Below are 16,456 nucleotides of genomic sequence, written 5' to 3'. Positions count from 1 at the left end.
CAGACAGAATACCGATGCGCCCCGCGCCGAGGTGACCCTGAACGCATCCGAATGAACGGAAATAAACAGATCGGCCTTGGAATTGCGCGCGATGGCAGTCCGTCCCCGCAGATGGATGAATTTATCAGAATCGCGCGTCATTACCGGCTTCAAACCGGGTGTAGCGGCCACCAAATCCCGCAGGCGGCGGCCGATATCCAGCGCTATATGCTTTTCCTTGGTACCCCGATGGCCGATCGCCCCCGGATCCTTGCCGCCATGCCCCGGATCAATGGCAATCACGAGGTCTCGGAAGGTGCCTTGTGTCTGGATTTTCGGCTTGCTGTCGGGATCGGCCGCATCTCGGGCGACGAGCGTGGTTGCCTTGTCATGCGGCAGATCGACGACCAGCCGATACCCCTGACCATCCCCCGGTGGAAGCAGAATCAGACGGGGATTTACCGGCGCCTTGAGATCGAAGACGATGCGCAGATTGTACCCGTCACGAATTCCGACGCGCACATCGCTGACAACAGAGCCTGCGGGCGCGGGAGGGATATTGACTCGATTCATCTCGGTCTGCGTCAAATCCACAACAAGACGCGACGGGTTATCAAGCGTGAACGATTTGTAGTCCAGCGGCCCATTCACACCGAAGACATAACGCGTGTAATCCGCGTGGCGATAATTTGTCGCGGTATTGATCAACCGGGCGGCAAGCACCTTGTCCGGCGCGACCAAGCCAAAGACAGCGGAACTGGAACCCAATACGGCCCCCAGAAACTTCCGCCGATCCCAGGGATTCGAGGAATTATCAAACATGATTTGCCCCTCATCAGCATCTTCAACACATGAACTCACTGAGCAAATCGCTCAACAGTTCTCAAGCGCATTCTGCGCCTGATGAAAAAAAATTCAAGCTTTCTAATTAGATAGAACATCATCCTAAAGCGGAATATAGAAAAAATCAGTGCAGCATATCGGGGAGGAAAAACAAGAAAGCACCATATATTGTGCTTTTGCAAAAAGACAACGGTTGACGAACATCGCCGGATTCTTTTATCTCACCGTCATAATCGGATGAAATAAGGCACGGCCGTCAGGGCGAGGCCGATCAAAACAAGCGCATAAACATTGGTGACAAAGAAAGGATAGATGGATAGAGCCAGCCCCACGACCAGCGGAACCACCGCCCGTTGCTGCTTGGCATACACCAGAAAACCGATGCCGATCGAACCGAACAACAACCCCCAGAGCAACAAGGCTTGATTCATGAACACCTCCGTTGAAATCCCATCATTGCCGGCCTTGGGTCACCGAATTCGACTTCGACAAGCAGAAAGCCAATGGATTCCTTCGTGTGTATTCGCATGCAATCGAACCGTTCGCCGCATGGGGAATTGCTCAACCGGTTCGAGCTGGATGAGCAGATCTGCAGCTGGCAGTTCACCCGCCCCCCGCTCCGGCCATTCGATCAACAGCAAGGCCTGGTCGAATTCATCCCGCAGCCCCAGATCGTCCAACTCCTCCGGCACAGCCAGTCGATACAGATCCAGATGCAGGACACGCCGCGCGGGAAGATCACCCATCGCAATATCGTAGGGCTCGATCAAGGTATAGGTCGGGCTTCGCACAGGGCCGTTCACGCCCATCTGCCGCAAAAAAGCGCGGGAAAAGGTGGTCTTGCCCGCGCCAAGACTGCCCTGCAAGAAAACAAGCCCCGTCAAGGGCGCCGTGTCCGCCAACGCCGCAGCAAGCAGCGTCACGGCCGATTCGTCCAGATTCACGCCGTAATAATCTACAGCAGACTCGTTTTGCGAATCAGGCTTGATGTCACTCATGGCCACAACGACACGTTTGCAGGTGGCAGGTTCATCCGACCATTTGCAATAGCGCGAATCGGCTCGAACAGATCAGTCGCCACGGCACCCCAGGCACCGGATTGCTCGGCCAGAACCTCGCCCGCCAGGGAATGCCAACACACGGCACGTGGCAGTGCTTGTGCCGGAACAATTCCCAAAGCCAGCAAACCACCGATCACTCCGGCGAGTACGTCGCCGCTTCCCGCCGTTGCCAGGGCGGGACTGCCCCGCCCGCACACGCGCAGTTCATCGGGCAGGAAGATCACGCTGCCTGCACCTTTGAGCACACCCAGCATACCGAAACGCTCGCGCAGCGCTCGCGCCGCCGCGAGCCGATCCTGCTCGATCTCGGCCACCGTACAGCCGAGCAAACGAGCGGCTTCGGCGGGATGCGGTGTCATTATTCTCAATGAATTCATGACCGCGCTTGGTGGCAAAAAACCCAATCCATCGGCATCGGTTACCAATGGCAATTCGGTTGCCAGAACCCGAGCAGCCATCTGCGCAGCCCAGTCATCGCATCCCAACCCCGGTCCAAGCACAATGGCATCGGCTTTTGCCAGAAGCGCATCCAGCGAGGTTGCCGCAGCGAGGCCATGCACGATCAATTCAGGACGACCAATCGCCAATGTGGCTGCGTGCTCGGGGTGCGTCGCCACAATCACTTTGCCCGCCCCGACCCGGAGGGCCGCCTCGGCCGCCATGCGCGCGGCGCCCATCATGCCGCGATTACCCGCGACGACCAGCACGGTACCGAAGCGCCCCTTGTGACCATCGCGTGGCTTGGGCGGCAACGGTTCGGCCAACAGCACCAGCTGGACATCCGGCGTTTCCTTCCCGGGTGCAATACCCAGATCGGCCAAAACGATGTGGCCACTCACTGCTGGACCACGACCCGTCACCAAGCCGATCTTCATCGCAAGAAAACAAACGGTAACATCGGCTTGAACCACCAGGTCACCCGCACCCGTATCGGCAATCAAGCCCGAGGGCAGATCGGCAGACAGCACCGCTGCGCCATCATGACGGGCACGATTGACGTACTCGATCCAATGCACCGCCTCGGCACTCAGCGGGCGTTGCCGCGATAAACCAATCCCAAAACCGGCATCAACAATCACATCAAGGTGACTCAGAGCGGGCATCTCGACCATCTCCTGCATCACGACGACATCGGGGCAAACCGTCTTCAACGCCATCCAGGCTCGATGTGCCGCACCGTGCAGCTGCTCCGGCCGACACCATCCAAACAGGGAGACCTGGAACCCTTCAGCTCGAGCCAACCGGGCCAGCACCAGGCCATCGCCCGCATTTTGACCGGAGCCCAGCAGCACGCCGACCGTACGGGCATCCGGCCATTTGGTTTGCAACACCGAAAACAACACCGCACCCGCACGTGCCATCAACTGTTCAGCCGTTTCGCCGCCATCAAATACCGCCTGCTCCAGCGCGCGGATCTGTTCAGACGTATAAAGTGGCAAAGGCGGCTGTATCTTCATCATCAAGCATCAGCGGCGCGGCAGAAAACCGTGCACGTCAAAGGCCCGCTGCAAGGTCGGTTCGGCTCGGGCGCGCGCACGGGCAGCCCCGTCGGCGAGGATGCGATCGAGTGCCGCTTCATCGGCACGCAATTCATGGAAACGAGCCTGAATCGGCTCCAAAAAGGCGATCACCGCCTCGGCTGTCTGAACCTTCAACGTGCCATAGCCCTGCCCGGCCAACCGGGCCTCCAGATCAGGCATGGATTCGCCGGAGAAAATAGACAACAAGGCCAGCAGGTTAGAAACACCTGGCTTGTTTTCCACATCAAAACGAATGTCCGTGTCCGAATCGGTCACCGCGCGTTTGAATTTTTTCAGAATCGTTTTGGGGTCATCCAACAGGCCGATATAACTCAATTCGCTCGGGTCCGACTTGGACATCTTTTTGGTTGGCTCCTGCAACGACATGATGCGTGCGCCCGTCTCGGGAATGAACGGTTCAGGCACCGTGAAAACATCCCCATAAATGTGGTTGAAGCGAATGGCCAGATCACGGGTAAGCTCCAGATGTTGCTTTTGATCAGCACCGACAGGCACGTGTGTGGCCTGATAAAGCAGAATATCGGCCGCCATCAACACGGGATAATCGAACAAACCCACATTGATCACCGCCCCCGCGCGGGTGGATTTGTCCTTGAACTGGGTCATCCGTTCCAGCTCGCCCATATTCGTGTAGCAGTTGAGCAGCCAACCGAGTTCCGCGTGGGCAGATACATGAGACTGAACGAAAATCGTATTCTTCTCGGGATCGAGCCCGCAAGCCAGATAAAGCGCCACGAAGTCGTAACAGCGCGCACGAAAGACCGCAGGATCCTGCCGAACGGTAATGGCGTGCAAATCCACCAGCATGAATAAGGAGTCGTGCGTATCCTGCATCGCTACCCAGTTGCGCATCGCCCCCACATAATGACTGATCAATAATTGGCCGGAAGGTTGAATCCCGGAAAGGACGATGGGTCGTTTGGCGGCAGAAGTCATGGGTCACTCGATCGAAATTCATCTAAAAGGGCGCCAATCATAACAAATCCGCATCCGCAGCCAGAGCAATTAGCAGACACACACAAAATATGCGCAACACAGGCTTGTCACCCATCAGGAATTCCGCTAGTATCTCGCGCCTTTAATGCTATTGATCAATGCACATTAAGCGGTAATTTAGCGTCCGCCCCTATTCGCTTTTAGGAGAATCCCATGGCCCGAGTCTGCCAAGTCACCGGCAAACGTCCTGCCGTTGGCAACAACGTATCGCACGCGAACAACAAAACCCGTCGTCGTTTCCTGCCCAACCTGCACCACAAGCGGTTCTGGGTCGAAAGCGAAGGCCGTTTCGTGACCCTGCGCGTATCGACCAACGCCATCCGCACCATTGATAAAGTGGGCATCGAAAGCGTTCTGGCCGACCTGCGCGCCCGCGGCGAAAAAGTATAACCAAGCACACCCGATCCACCCTTAACCCGGTGGATTGAAAGGAAGAAAACTCATGCGTGATAAAATCAAACTCGTATCAAGCGCAGGCACTGGTCACTTCTACACCACGACCAAGAACAAGCGCACCATGCCCGAAAAACTGGAACTGAAGAAATACGATCCAGTTGTTCGTCAGCACGTGATCTACAAAGAAGCCAAAATCAAGTAATCTGCCCGGCACTTCAGGCCCCAAGGGGCACCCTGAGCAAGTCGATGATACTACAGGCAAATCAGAACCCGCCCAACCTCGTTGTGGCGGGTTCTTTGCCTTGCAATATCAAATAACAACGTCATGCCGGAATTACCCGAAGTCGAAACCACCCGCCGAGGCATCGAGCCTCATTTGCTGGAGCAGCGGATTACGAGTGCCACCGTGTTCGATCCGCGACTGCGCTGGCGTGTGCGCGACGATCTCGCCTCTTGGCTGGAAGGCCGCCTGATCACTCTCGTCTCGCGTCGCTCCAAATACCTTTTACTGCATTTTGAGAACGACGAACGCCTGCTGATTCACCTGGGCATGTCCGGCAGCCTGCGCATCGTGACGGCCGATACCTCTCGCAAGAAACACGATCATTTCGAAGTGAGCCTCACGAACGGGAAGATCCTGCGTTTTCACGATCCGCGGCGATTCGGCGCCCTGCTGACCGATCATGAACAAGCCCCCCATATCCGGTTGCAAAATCTGGGCCCAGAACCGCTTTCCGACGCATTCGATGCTCATTACCTATCCGCACAACTGCACGCACGCCGCCAAGCCATCAAGCCCTGCCTGATGAATGCGGCCATCGTTGTTGGCGTGGGCAACATCTACGCGAACGAAGCGCTGTTTCTGTCCGGAATCCACCCGGCGACACCGGCCAACACGCTCGATCACAACCAGATCACGCGCCTCGTTACAGCCATCAAGAATGTTCTGGCCCGTGCCATTGAACAGGGTGGCACCACGCTCAGGGATTTTGTCCGAGAAGACGGGCAACCGGGCTACTTCAAGCAGACACTAAATGTGTATGATCGGGCGGATCAACCCTGCCGGATTTGCAGCACCCCCATCATTAGAAATGTGCTGGCGCAGCGCGCCACCTATTTCTGCCTCATTTGCCAACCGGAGCCCCTTGCCACAAAACCTCCCGGCACGAAACCTATTGGCACTTGACATTTATCTGGTCTGTGGCAGAATCACGCGCCTTGAAAAATATAACTGATTTACTAATTAACCGACTTGCTCGAGGAGTTTGATCCGTGGCAAATACCGCACAAGCCAAGAAGCGCGTTCGTCAGGCGGAACAAGCCCGTCAACGCAACATGGCGTTACGTTCCCGTGTTCGTACCGAATACAAAAAAGTTCTGAAAGCCATTGCTGCCGGCAATGCTGAACAGGCCAAAACCGCGTACCAAGGTGCCCAGCCTGTCATCGACAGCATGGTCAACAAAGGCATTCTGGCGAAAAACACTGCTGCGCGCCGTAAATCCACACTGGTCGCACGCATCAAGTCGATGTCTGCTGCTGCCTGATTTTTCAGCGCTCAAAAAAAGCCCCGCTCTGTGCGGGGTTTTTTATTTACCTGCGAATTAAGCACGGGGCTCAAAACTCAGGTCGATTACGGGCGGAACACATCAGCTCCGCGCCCATGGATCTCAATTGATTGCGCCATATTCCTTTCGATAGGCACTCATGACTTCGCTGGCATCGGCTAAAGTAGCGTGATCGGCACAAAATGCGATCAAGTCATCAAGACAGGCGATGGTGATGACATCCAGCCCATAATCACGCTTGAGTTCACCAATTGCCGAAAGCGCGGTTTGTCCACGTTCCTGACGGTCCATCATCACGCTCACAGCCACCGCTGTCGCCCCGGCCGCCTTGATCAGCGCCAATGATTCTCGAATCGCCGTGCCGGCGGTAATCACATCGTCGATAATCAGCACACGGCCCGCCAGCGGCGCACCGACGAGGCTGCCGCCTTCGCCGTGATCCTTGGCTTCCTTGCGATTGAACACCCAAGGAATGGCGCGACCTGTTTTTTCTGCCAGCGCGATACTGGTCGCCGCCGCCAGCGGGATGCCTTTGTAAGCAGGCCCGAAGATCACATCGAACTCAATCCCAGAGGCCAAAATCGCTTCAGCGTAAAACTGGCCGATGGCACCCAAGGCCGCCCCGGTTGAAAAAGCGCCCGCATTGAAAAAGTACGGGCTGACCCGTCCGGATTTGAGTGTGAACTGACCAAATTTCAGCGCATCGTGATCGAGCGCGAATTGAATGAATTGCTGACGGTAATCGGACACGGCGAATCCTTGAAGTAGAAACAAAAAATCTACGGGGATTTTGCCAGAAATACACCCGGCAATGGAGATGGCGCACAGAAAAACGCCCGTCACATAGAACGGGCGTTTTCAGGTTTCGCTTCAGGCAACGCTTCAGGCAGACGATTTAGCGAGTCAGCACCAGATTGCCTTCTGCCGCATCGACCACGATCGAATCGCCCGGTATGAATTCACCTTTGAGAATCGCTTGCGCGAGGGCGTTCTCAAGCTTCTGCTGGATGGCGCGCTTGAGTGGCCGCGCGCCGTACACCGGGTCAAAACCGGCTTCACCCAACAGATCAAGCGCCGGGTTGGTGAGTTCAAGACGCAAATCGCGCTCCGCCAGTCGTTTACGCAAAAAGTCGATCTGGATGTCCACGATCTGGCGAATCTGTTCACGACCCAGCGGATGGAATACCACTACTTCATCGATACGGTTGATGAACTCGGGCCGGAAGTGTCCGCCTACGACCTCCAACACGGCAGTTTTCATCGCATCGTAATCATTCGTCCCCGCCATTTCCTGGATGAGATGAGAGCCCAGGTTGGAGGTCATCACGATTACGGTGTTGCGGAAATCGACCGTGCGCCCCTGGCCATCGGTCAGCCGACCATCATCCAGCACCTGCAACAGCACGTTGAACACGTCCGGGTGCGCCTTTTCGACTTCATCAAGCAGGATCACGCTGTACGGCTTACGGCGGACGGCCTCGGTGAGGTAACCGCCTTCCTCGTACCCCACGTAGCCCGGTGGCGCTCCGATCAAGCGAGCGACGGAATGCTTCTCCATGAACTCGCTCATGTCGATCCGCACCATGGATTCTTCGGTATCGAAGAGAAAACTCGCCAAGGCTTTGGTCAGCTCGGTCTTGCCCACACCGGTCGGGCCAAGGAAGAGGAAAGAGCCATTGGGCCGATTCGGATCGGACAAGCCCGCACGTGAACGGCGAATCGCATCGGCCACCGCTTTGACGGCCTCTTCCTGCCCCACAACGCGCGCGCCCAAAGCCTCCTCCATGCGCAGAAGTTTGTCCTTCTCGCCTTCGAGCATTTTGGCAACCGGAATCCCGGTGGCCCGTGCCACGACTTCGGCAATTTCTTCTTCACCGACCTTGTTGCGCAACAGCCGCGGCACGGCCTCGTTTTTTTCTGCCGATTGCGCCTGCTGCAACTGGCGCTCCAGTTCAGGAATACGGCCATACTGCAACTCAGACATTCTTGCCAGATCACCGGCACGGCGCGCTGTTTCAAAATCGATCCGCGCCTGGTCGAGCTGTTCCTTGACCTTCGCACTGCCTTCGACCATCAGCTTTTCGGCTTTCCAGATTTCTTCCAGCTCGCTGTATTCGCGGCTCAGGCGTTCGATCTGTTCTTCCAGATCCGCCAAGCGCTTGCGGCTGGCTTCGTCTTTTTCTTTCTTGAGCGCAACCTGCTCGATCTTGAGCTGGATCAAGCGCCGCTCCAGTCGATCCATTTCCTCCGGCTTGGAGTCGATCTCCATCCGCAGACGCGAGGCGGCTTCGTCGATCAGATCGATGGCCTTGTCCGGCAACTGCCGGTCGGTGACATAACGATGAGAAAGCGTAGCAGCGGCAACAATGGCCGGATCGGTGATTTCCACACCATGGTGGACTTCATAACGCTCCTTGAGGCCGCGCAGGATCGCGATAGTGTCTTCCACACTCGGTTCGTCGACCAGCACTTTCTGGAAACGGCGTTCAAGTGCCGCATCTTTCTCGATGTACTGACGATATTCATCCAGGGTGGTCGCGCCGATGCAGTGCAACTCGCCGCGCGCCAGGGCGGGTTTGAGCATGTTGCCCGCATCCATCGCGCCATCGGCCTTGCCCGCACCGACCATGGTGTGAATTTCATCGATGAACAGAATCACGCGACCTTCCTGCTTGGCGACATCATTCAACACGCCTTTGAGCCGTTCCTCGAAATCTCCGCGGAATTTGGCACCAGCCAGCAACGAGCCCATATCAAGCGACAGCACGCGCTTGTTCTTTAGGTTTTCCGGCACTTCGCCGTTGACAATACGCTGCGCCAAACCTTCGACAATGGCCGTTTTTCCGACGCCCGGCTCCCCGATCAACACCGGATTGTTCTTGGTGCGGCGTTGCAGAACCTGAACCGCACGGCGGATTTCCTCATCACGGCCGATCACCGGGTCGAGCTTGCCTGCCTCTGCCCGGGCAGTCAGATCGATACTGTACTTTTCGAGCGCCTGACGGGATTCTTCCGCATTGGCATCGTTCACGGATTCGCCACCCCGCAGGGAATCAATCGCCTTACTTATGGCGCCTTTGCTGACCCCAGCCTTGCGCAGCAATTCCCCCAGAGCACCCTTGTCTTCAACCGCAGCCAGCACGAACAACTCGCTGGAAATGAACTGATCCTTGCGTTGCTGGGCCAGCTTGTCGGTGACGTTGAGCAGGCGGGACAAGTCATTGGAAATATGGACCTCGCCTGCCGCAGCGCCGGAAATCGACGGCATATGGTTGAGTAGCTCACCCAGTTGAGAACGCAACATCCCGATATTGACGTCGGACTGCGTCAGAAGGTGCCGCACCGTACCGCCCTCCTGATCGAGCATCGACAGGAAAAGGTGTGCCGGTTCGATGAACTGATGATCCCGTCCCACGGCAAGTGACTGGGCGTCTGCCAGTGCCATTTGAAATTTGGCGGTCAATTTATCCATTCGCATGCGTCAACCCTCTGAAATCATGTTTAATGTCGCTGATATGGCCGCTTTTTGCGCAAATTCAAGCGTCACCCGCTTCATTTTTTCCCAAGGAACGTTCATTTCAACCCATCGACAGGCTGCTGGCGTTGTGGCCGAGCAGCGCCCGCTTTGGCCAAGAATAAATCAGGACAGATCATGGTGAAGATGCGCCAGAGATAGGTTTGCAACAACCAAGCAGGATGCTCTGGTATTTTGCTGCCGTATTTATTATCATTATTTATGGATGATAAATTTACCAACAAGCAAGGCGAGCAACATGCAACAAACACACTTTGACGAAAAATATCCGGTCTATGAACTTACGCTCCAAAAAAGCGAGACGACCGCCGCGAGCGCCAGTGAAATCATTTCACGACTAAAGGCTAATGTGGACAGTCACCCCATCGCGGCGTTCATCGGGTTGTTCGATCATTTTGCGCACACCAAAAACCTGCCGGAGGGCGAAATTGCCGAAGGCATCATTGCCGCCCAGCACATCATTTTCTGCTTTGGCGTGAAACTGCCCGGCGCGCGCGTGATGGCCGTACGACCGCGCTCCATCGCCGTGACTGAATTTGCCGATCATTTTGTGGTGAACTTCATGGAACCGCCGATGCCAGTAGCAACCAATGCGATGGAAGCATGGGTCAAGGCACTGCGTGATCGCTAAGGAACCTCTGAATAATTCAGAGGTTCCGCGCGGCACAAGGACGTGCCGCCAGGTTCAATCACATATGTGATTGAACATGAAGCAAAGCAAAAGTCACATCTTTTGCTTTGTGTGCTCTGAGAATTCCAGGATGGAATTATTCAGAGCTTCCCTAAATCCCACTAGTCTTTTGCCGGGTGTCTCGAGCACCCAAAAAAAACCGGCGGGCATCACGTCGCCGGTTTTTCGTTACGCAAACAGAAGCATCAAGAATGCGCAGCACCGGAACCTACGGGTCGCCGATCTTTTCCTCGCGCCACGGCGGAAACAGGCAATGATTGAATCAACGACCGCACATCCAGCCGATCCGTGCTCTCTTTCGCCCAGTTCACCAGCTCCAGAGACCCGTTCTCCTGCTCGATGATGGCCGTGCAATGCTCGACCCAGTCTCCTGAGTTGGCATAAACGACGGAGCCATCCTGACGCAGATTGGCATGATGGATATGCCCACACACCACGACATCCACGTCCTGTTCGCGCGCGTGGCGAATCGCCGCAGTTTCGAATTTTTCGATGTAGGTCCTGGCATTGGGCACCTGAGTCTTGATCGCCAGAGACAAGGACCAATAGCCTTTACCCAACAAGCGTCGGATACGTGTACTGATACGGTTCAAGCCCATCAACAACTCGTAACCGGCATTGCCGATCCATTTGAGCACCCGGCTATGCCGCACCACGCCATCAAACTCATCTCCATGCAGAATCAAGGCCTGACGCCCATCGGCCAGGGTATGTCGGTATTCACGGTGTATCTGTACACCGCCGAGTTCGGAACCCAGATAATCCCGGAAAAACTCGTCGTGATTACCCGGCACATAAACCACTTGCGTGCCTTGGGCAGCCAATTCCATCACACGCTGTAACAACTGGGTATTGAGCAAAGGCCAGTGCCAGCGGCTGGTTTTCATCTTCCAGATATCGAAGATATCCCCGTTCAGAAAGAGATATTCGCAACGGATATGTGACAGGAAGTCGAGCAGATATTCCGCCCGTGCATCCTTGGTGCCGAGATGGACATCCGAGATAAAAACACTGCGGTAGGACAGAAGGCCAGCATTCTGCGACATGAGAATCACCCCAACCGTTGGAAAATACGATTATTTAGCCGCAGGCAGGTGACATAACGATGTGATTTTGATTTCAGTTTTCTTGCAATCGCTATTTTGTGGCGCAATCAGAAAAATTTGAATCAGGCAGAAACATTTCATTTCCGCGCAATCTGGTTGGGCCTAGACTCAAAACAAAGGATTCAAAAACGATTCAGGGATATAAACCAATAAAAATCAGTAGAAAACAGGAGATCCGCCATGAATACCGCCCTCCGTCTTTGGCGTCATGCCATTGTGATGTTCGCCTCACTTTTTCTGCTATCCGCAATAAGCACCCTGCCGCTCGCGCAGGCGGAACCTCATAGTACAGGCGCGCAAGTCGTATATCCGCAATATCCCTCCGCGAAGGTCGTATATGACTTTTATTTCGACCACCCCGACAAGATCAACTCCGGCCTGTACTGGATTCGCTCACTCATCCAGCCGCTGATGGATTCTCCCTATAACGAAGCGCCGGAGATGATGAACATCGTTGTCGTGATTCACGGCACCGAGATCGTGACCTTGGCGAAGAAGAACTATCAGAAATACAAGGTTGCCGTTGATCGAATGAACTATTACCACCAGCTCGGTGTGCAATTTCATATCTGCGGGCTCGCCTTGCACGATTTCGATTACCAACCGAAAGACATGCAAGACTTCGTGAAAATCGTACCTTCGGCCTTTGCCGATCTGGCCGGTTTACAGCAAGAAGGTTATGCCCTGATTACACCGCGAATTTTCGCCAAGCAGGTGAATACTCAGGACATCAGATAAGGCGAACAATCAGGTCGGGGTGCGACGTTTGAGATCGGCGTGGCGGCTGACCAATCGATCGAGAAACAAAATCCCGTCCAGATGATCGACCTCATGCTGGGCGATGCGCGCTTCAAAGCCGGACATGGTAAAGCTGCAAGGCTTACCGTTACGATCTTGCGCCTTGAGTTCGATTTTCTCGGCACGGATGACCTTGCCGGTGTAATCCGGCACCGATAGACAACCCTCGCGCCCAACGGCAAAGCCATCCCAGGCGGTAATTTCCGGATTGATCAAAACCAGATGGCCATGGTTATCGACCGGGCGGCGCGCTCGGGTCGCATCGACGATGCAAATGCGTTGCAACACGCCCACCTGCGGCGCGGCGATGCCAACGGCACCCGGGCCGCCGGAACAGGTTTCGATCAGGTGATCGATGAACGATTGCAGCTCGGGGTTAAATGTGTCGACCGGTTCGCAACCCGTTTTCAATCGCTCGTCGGGGTAGGTCAGAATTTCGAGGCTCGCCACCGTTACCCCCGAACCGTATCCAAAGGTGTGACGCGCACAGAAAGCTCCTGCAAGCCCAACCCGGCGACAGCCTGCTCGATCGCCTCGATGCCCTGACGGGCTTCGCCTTCGATCTGCATAATGTAGATCGGCGCTGTGGCCGTACCCCCCACATCGGAGCGCAAATCAAGAATATTCAAGCCCGCCTCAGCCAATGCGGCCGTCACCTCGGCCACGATCCCGGCACGGTCTGCCCCGTGCACGGTCACCAGAACATCTGGTTCAATCACCTGATGCAGCGCCGCATCGGTCTCGTCCACATGCAGCTTGAGGTGAAACTCAACCCGCACGGATTCAAGCAAACCGATCACGTCTTCGGGCGAGCCCGCTCCGCGCACCATCATCATGATGGCAAACTGATTACCCAGACGCATCATCGAGGCTTCGCCAAGTTGGGCGCCGGCCCCAAAGAGAACACGGGTCACATTCGCCACGATCCCGGGACGATCTTCGCCCACTAGGGTCAAAATCAACCATTTATTTTGCATTACCTGTTCCATTATCCGTTCCTCATCATCTATTGACGCTCAATGGACATCACGCCAAATCAACGTTGCCATGCGCCCCGTCCGGCCGCCATCACGCCGGTAAGAATAAAACAGATCCGGCGAACGCACGGTACACAAATCACCGCCGCTGATCCGCTTCATGCCCGCGCGCATCAGCCGTTGCCGAGCCAATGCGGGCAAATCGGCCAAATACTTTCCGGCTTCGCCCGTAGGTGCAAATGCGGTTTGCGCTTCCGGTGAAACAGCCATGAATGCCGATCGAACCTCCTCGCCCACCTCAAACTGTTCCGGCCCGATGGATGGCCCCATCCAAGCCTGAATCGACTCATGCGGCGCCTTGAATCGCGCCAAGGTCGATTCCAGCACACCGGCGGCCAATCCACGCCAACCGGCATGAGCCGCGGCCAGCTCGCGCCCGTCTGCGCTGGCAAACACAACCGACAGACAATCGGCGGTCAGCACGGCCAACACCACGCCGGGCTGATCCGTATAAGCCGCATCGGCCGTAGCACACTCGCCAGAACAGGACGTTGCGCTGCGCTCATCCGTCACGGTCACGCCGTGCACCTGATTTAACCACAATGGTTCGGAAGGCAAGGCGAGCGACGCTCGCAACCGGGCACGATTCTCGGCGACCGCCACGGGATCATCCCCCACATGCGTTGCCAGATTGAGATGATCGAACGGCGGATGACTCACACCACCACAACGGGTGGTGACACAGGCATGAACGCCGGGTGGGGGCATCCAGTCAGCATCAATGATTTCCGCCAAACGCCCCATGCCGATCAGCCATCATCCCGTACGTAAAATACTTGTGCCTCGTCGCCATCATCGTCTTCATCGGTCACGCGACGATGCAGGTTATCCCGGTATTCCGTCAACAGGGCAATCAGTTCGCGCATATCGTCCGGCATCGGTGCCTCGAAACGCATCTCCTTGCCTGAGACCGGATGAGCCAGCGTTAAATATCGGGCATGCAAGGCCTGACGCTCGAAATGCCGCAATGCGTCGATCAGGGCGGTCGAAGCGCGCGGCGGTATTCGAGGGCGCCCTCCATAGACCGGATCGCCGATCACCGGATGACGAATATGCGCCATGTGGACGCGAATCTGGTGGGTACGGCCGGTTTCCAACTGAACCCGCAACCAGGTCTGTTCGCCATAATGCTGCAAGACCCGATAGTGGGTAACGGCGCGCTTGCCGGTCGCCGTAACCGCCTGACGCTGACGGTCCCGCGGATGCCGCCCGATCGGCGCGTCCACCGTGCCGCCCGCGACGACATGCCCCATCACAACCGTGTCGTATTCACGCCGAATCTTGCGCGCTGCCAGGTTCTCGACCAGCGTTTTATGCGCCGCCAGTGTCTTGGCAACCACCATCACGCCAGAGGTTTGTTTATCCAGCCGATGCACCACGCCCGCGCGGGGCACAGAAACCAGACTCGGATCGTGAAACAGCAGCGCATTGACCAGAGTGCCATCCGGATTGCCCGCCGCCGGGTGCACCACCATGTCCGGCGATTTGTTCAACACGATGATCGCATCGTCTTCGTAAATGATATCGAGGGGAATATCCTGCGGCACGGCCGCTACTGCCTCCTCGATTTCGGCCAGCAGTTCAACCGATTCGCCCCCCAGAACCGTGGCACGCGGACGTGCCACCGCACCATCCAGCAGAATCTCGCCGGACTTGATCCACTCCTGAATCCGGCTGCGGGAATAATCTGGCCAGCATTTGGCAAGGGCCTGATCCAGCCGTTGGCCGGCACACTCAGGGGGGATCAGCAGGGTTTCTTCAAGATGCATGTCGGTTCCAAAAATAATACGCCAACGGTGTCGATGGAGGATCGAACCGATACAGAAAATCAGTGGTGCGATAACGCACCCTGTCGACTTGGTCAAGGCGGCTTGGTTTATGCGCGCTAATCTGCGAATATGGTGCGCTTACATATACCCGTCACAGTCTATAGATCAGGATTCTCTCCAGTATGTCTGCCCAAGCCCCTTGGTATCAAGTATTCCTCAATCAAAAACTCTACAGCGGCATTCTTCTGGCCACTGCCATCGGCCTGACGAGCGGTTGCTCGTGGTTCTCCAAGAATTCCGATCAGGATAAGGCCGAACTCGCCGACCCGACGGTTTCTGCAGCGCAGCTTTACGATGAGGCTTCCAGTGCCATGCGCAGGGATGACTATGGCACGGCCATCAAGAAATTCGAAACCTTGGAGGGCCGCTATCCGTTTGGCGCCTACACCGAACAGGCGCAACTCGAAGTTGCCTATGCCTATTACAAGTACGACGAACCGGATTCGGCCATTGCGGCAGCCGATCGCTACATTCAGATTCACCCGCAGGGCAAGAACGTCGATTACGCGCTATACCTGAAAGGATTGTCCAACATGGATCGCGGCGACTCCCTGATCAACAAGGTAACCAAACCCAACCTAGCCTATCGCGATCAAAGCATTCTGCGTAACGCCTACGCAGCTTTTGCCGAACTCGTCACTCGTTTCCCGAACAGCAAATATGTTGATGATGCCAGTGTCCGCCTGATCAAGATCCGCAACGATCTAGCCGAGCATGAAATCTATGTCGCCAACTACTACATGAAACGCGGCGCCTGGTTGGCCGCAGCCAATCGTGCTCAAAGTGCGCTCAGCAAGTACAACGGCTCAACTTCGACCATACCCGCTCTGGAAATCCTGATTTCTGCGTACAAGAAGCTCGGCCTTGAAACTGAAGCCGCCGATGCGGAACAAATTCTCAAAGCCACTCGTGCGGCCAATAAGATTCCTGCACCCAAGGCCTGAGCCACTCATCACATCCCGTCTCGACAGCGACCTTTTGCCGTTGTCGCTAGGCAGGAAAGTCTGAAACACCGAAGATTCCCAAGGTTCCCGTCATGGACGAACGCGACGACATCCTCCCCACCCTGAAAAACTCA

At 56.0% G+C, this 16,456-nt stretch carries 19 protein-coding genes; 7 read left to right on the top strand and 12 right to left on the bottom strand.

Features of this window, described 5'->3' with window-relative positions:
- The 5 genes from M7R55_RS00190 to trpS form a co-directional block, all read right to left on the bottom strand.
- A partial coding sequence (locus M7R55_RS00190) for an N-acetylmuramoyl-L-alanine amidase (RefSeq protein WP_298217445.1) occupies positions 1–801 on the bottom strand: 801 nt, incomplete at its 3' end.
- Positions 802–1,049: 248 nt separating this feature from the next.
- The gene (locus M7R55_RS00185; protein ID WP_298217443.1) at positions 1,050–1,253 is read right to left on the bottom strand and encodes a hypothetical protein; all 204 of its coding nucleotides are present in this window, start codon (positions 1,251–1,253) and stop codon (positions 1,050–1,052) included.
- A 39-nt stretch (positions 1,254–1,292) separates the two neighbouring features.
- Positions 1,293–1,820, bottom strand: a complete 528-nt coding sequence (gene tsaE, locus M7R55_RS00180; RefSeq protein WP_298217441.1) for a tRNA (adenosine(37)-N6)-threonylcarbamoyltransferase complex ATPase subunit type 1 TsaE — start codon at positions 1,818–1,820, stop codon at positions 1,293–1,295.
- Positions 1,817–3,343, bottom strand: a complete 1,527-nt coding sequence (locus M7R55_RS00175; RefSeq protein ID WP_298217440.1) for an NAD(P)H-hydrate dehydratase — start codon at positions 3,341–3,343, stop codon at positions 1,817–1,819. The genes tsaE and M7R55_RS00175 overlap by 4 nt, the downstream gene beginning before the upstream one ends.
- Before the next feature lie 6 nt (positions 3,344–3,349).
- The gene (trpS, locus tag M7R55_RS00170; protein ID WP_298217438.1) at positions 3,350–4,360 is read right to left on the bottom strand and encodes a tryptophan--tRNA ligase; all 1,011 of its coding nucleotides are present in this window, start codon (positions 4,358–4,360) and stop codon (positions 3,350–3,352) included.
- Between the two features lie 213 nt (positions 4,361–4,573).
- Between trpS and rpmB the strand changes: the two genes are divergently transcribed.
- From rpmB to rpsT, 4 genes are all read left to right on the top strand, one after another.
- Entirely contained in the window at positions 4,574–4,810 is a 237-nt protein-coding gene (gene rpmB / locus M7R55_RS00165) for a 50S ribosomal protein L28 (protein WP_012824875.1), read from the top strand.
- Positions 4,811–4,862: 52 nt separating this feature from the next.
- A complete protein-coding gene (gene rpmG / locus M7R55_RS00160; RefSeq protein ID WP_298217434.1) occupies positions 4,863–5,018 on the top strand; it encodes a 50S ribosomal protein L33 in 156 nt (51 codons plus the stop codon).
- A gap of 123 nt (positions 5,019–5,141) precedes the next feature.
- Positions 5,142–6,002, top strand: coding sequence for a bifunctional DNA-formamidopyrimidine glycosylase/DNA-(apurinic or apyrimidinic site) lyase (gene mutM, locus M7R55_RS00155; protein WP_298217432.1), 861 nt, complete (start codon positions 5,142–5,144; stop codon positions 6,000–6,002).
- A gap of 86 nt (positions 6,003–6,088) precedes the next feature.
- A complete protein-coding gene (rpsT, locus tag M7R55_RS00150; protein ID WP_298217430.1) occupies positions 6,089–6,361 on the top strand; it encodes a 30S ribosomal protein S20 in 273 nt (90 codons plus the stop codon).
- 123 nt (positions 6,362–6,484) lie between these two features.
- Here rpsT and pyrE read toward each other — a convergent pair whose 3' ends face one another.
- Both pyrE and clpB read right to left on the bottom strand, forming a co-directional pair.
- Complete coding sequence (pyrE, locus tag M7R55_RS00145; RefSeq protein ID WP_298217429.1) at positions 6,485–7,132, bottom strand: orotate phosphoribosyltransferase; 648 nt, start codon at positions 7,130–7,132, stop codon at positions 6,485–6,487.
- Between the two features lie 145 nt (positions 7,133–7,277).
- A complete protein-coding gene (clpB, locus tag M7R55_RS00140; RefSeq protein ID WP_298217427.1) occupies positions 7,278–9,860 on the bottom strand; it encodes an ATP-dependent chaperone ClpB in 2,583 nt (860 codons plus the stop codon).
- Between the two features lie 295 nt (positions 9,861–10,155).
- Here clpB and M7R55_RS00135 point away from each other — a divergent pair, with 295 nt between their 5' ends.
- Positions 10,156–10,548: a DUF6858 family protein gene (locus M7R55_RS00135; protein WP_298217425.1), complete on the top strand. Its 393-nt coding sequence runs from the start codon at positions 10,156–10,158 to the stop codon at positions 10,546–10,548.
- Between the two features lie 245 nt (positions 10,549–10,793).
- Here the strand turns inward: M7R55_RS00135 and M7R55_RS00130 are convergent, their stop codons facing one another.
- Positions 10,794–11,654, bottom strand: a complete 861-nt coding sequence (locus M7R55_RS00130; RefSeq protein ID WP_298217424.1) for a UDP-2,3-diacylglucosamine diphosphatase — start codon at positions 11,652–11,654, stop codon at positions 10,794–10,796.
- A 240-nt stretch (positions 11,655–11,894) separates the two neighbouring features.
- Here M7R55_RS00130 and M7R55_RS00125 point away from each other — a divergent pair, with 240 nt between their 5' ends.
- A complete protein-coding gene (locus M7R55_RS00125; protein WP_298217422.1) occupies positions 11,895–12,452 on the top strand; it encodes a DsrE family protein in 558 nt (185 codons plus the stop codon).
- A 9-nt stretch (positions 12,453–12,461) separates the two neighbouring features.
- Here M7R55_RS00125 and def read toward each other — a convergent pair whose 3' ends face one another.
- From def to rluD, 4 genes are read right to left on the bottom strand one after another with little or no spacing between them, the layout of a single operon-like run.
- Positions 12,462–12,962 (bottom strand): peptide deformylase, encoded by a 501-nt coding sequence (gene def / locus M7R55_RS00120; protein ID WP_298217420.1) that lies wholly within the window; start codon positions 12,960–12,962, stop codon positions 12,462–12,464.
- 2 nt (positions 12,963–12,964) lie between these two features.
- A complete protein-coding gene (locus tag M7R55_RS00115) occupies positions 12,965–13,489 on the bottom strand; it encodes an ACT domain-containing protein (protein WP_298217418.1) in 525 nt (174 codons plus the stop codon).
- Positions 13,490–13,528: 39 nt separating this feature from the next.
- Positions 13,529–14,293, bottom strand: a complete 765-nt coding sequence (gene pgeF, locus M7R55_RS00110) for a peptidoglycan editing factor PgeF (RefSeq protein ID WP_298217416.1) — start codon at positions 14,291–14,293, stop codon at positions 13,529–13,531.
- A 5-nt stretch (positions 14,294–14,298) separates the two neighbouring features.
- Positions 14,299–15,318 (bottom strand): 23S rRNA pseudouridine(1911/1915/1917) synthase RluD, encoded by a 1,020-nt coding sequence (rluD, locus tag M7R55_RS00105; RefSeq protein WP_298217414.1) that lies wholly within the window; start codon positions 15,316–15,318, stop codon positions 14,299–14,301.
- A gap of 182 nt (positions 15,319–15,500) precedes the next feature.
- On the opposite strand from rluD, the gene M7R55_RS00100 reads away from it, so the two are divergent.
- Positions 15,501–16,322 carry an outer membrane protein assembly factor BamD gene (locus M7R55_RS00100; RefSeq protein ID WP_298217413.1) on the top strand — a complete coding sequence of 274 codons (822 nt, stop codon included), beginning with the start codon at positions 15,501–15,503 and terminating at the stop codon, positions 16,320–16,322.
- Positions 16,323–16,456 lie beyond the last annotated feature (134 nt).

Source organism: Halothiobacillus sp., assembly GCF_027346185.1.
Taxonomy (GTDB): Bacteria; Pseudomonadota; Gammaproteobacteria; order Halothiobacillales; family Halothiobacillaceae; genus Halothiobacillus.
This window is presented reverse-complemented; position numbering and strand designations above follow the sequence as displayed.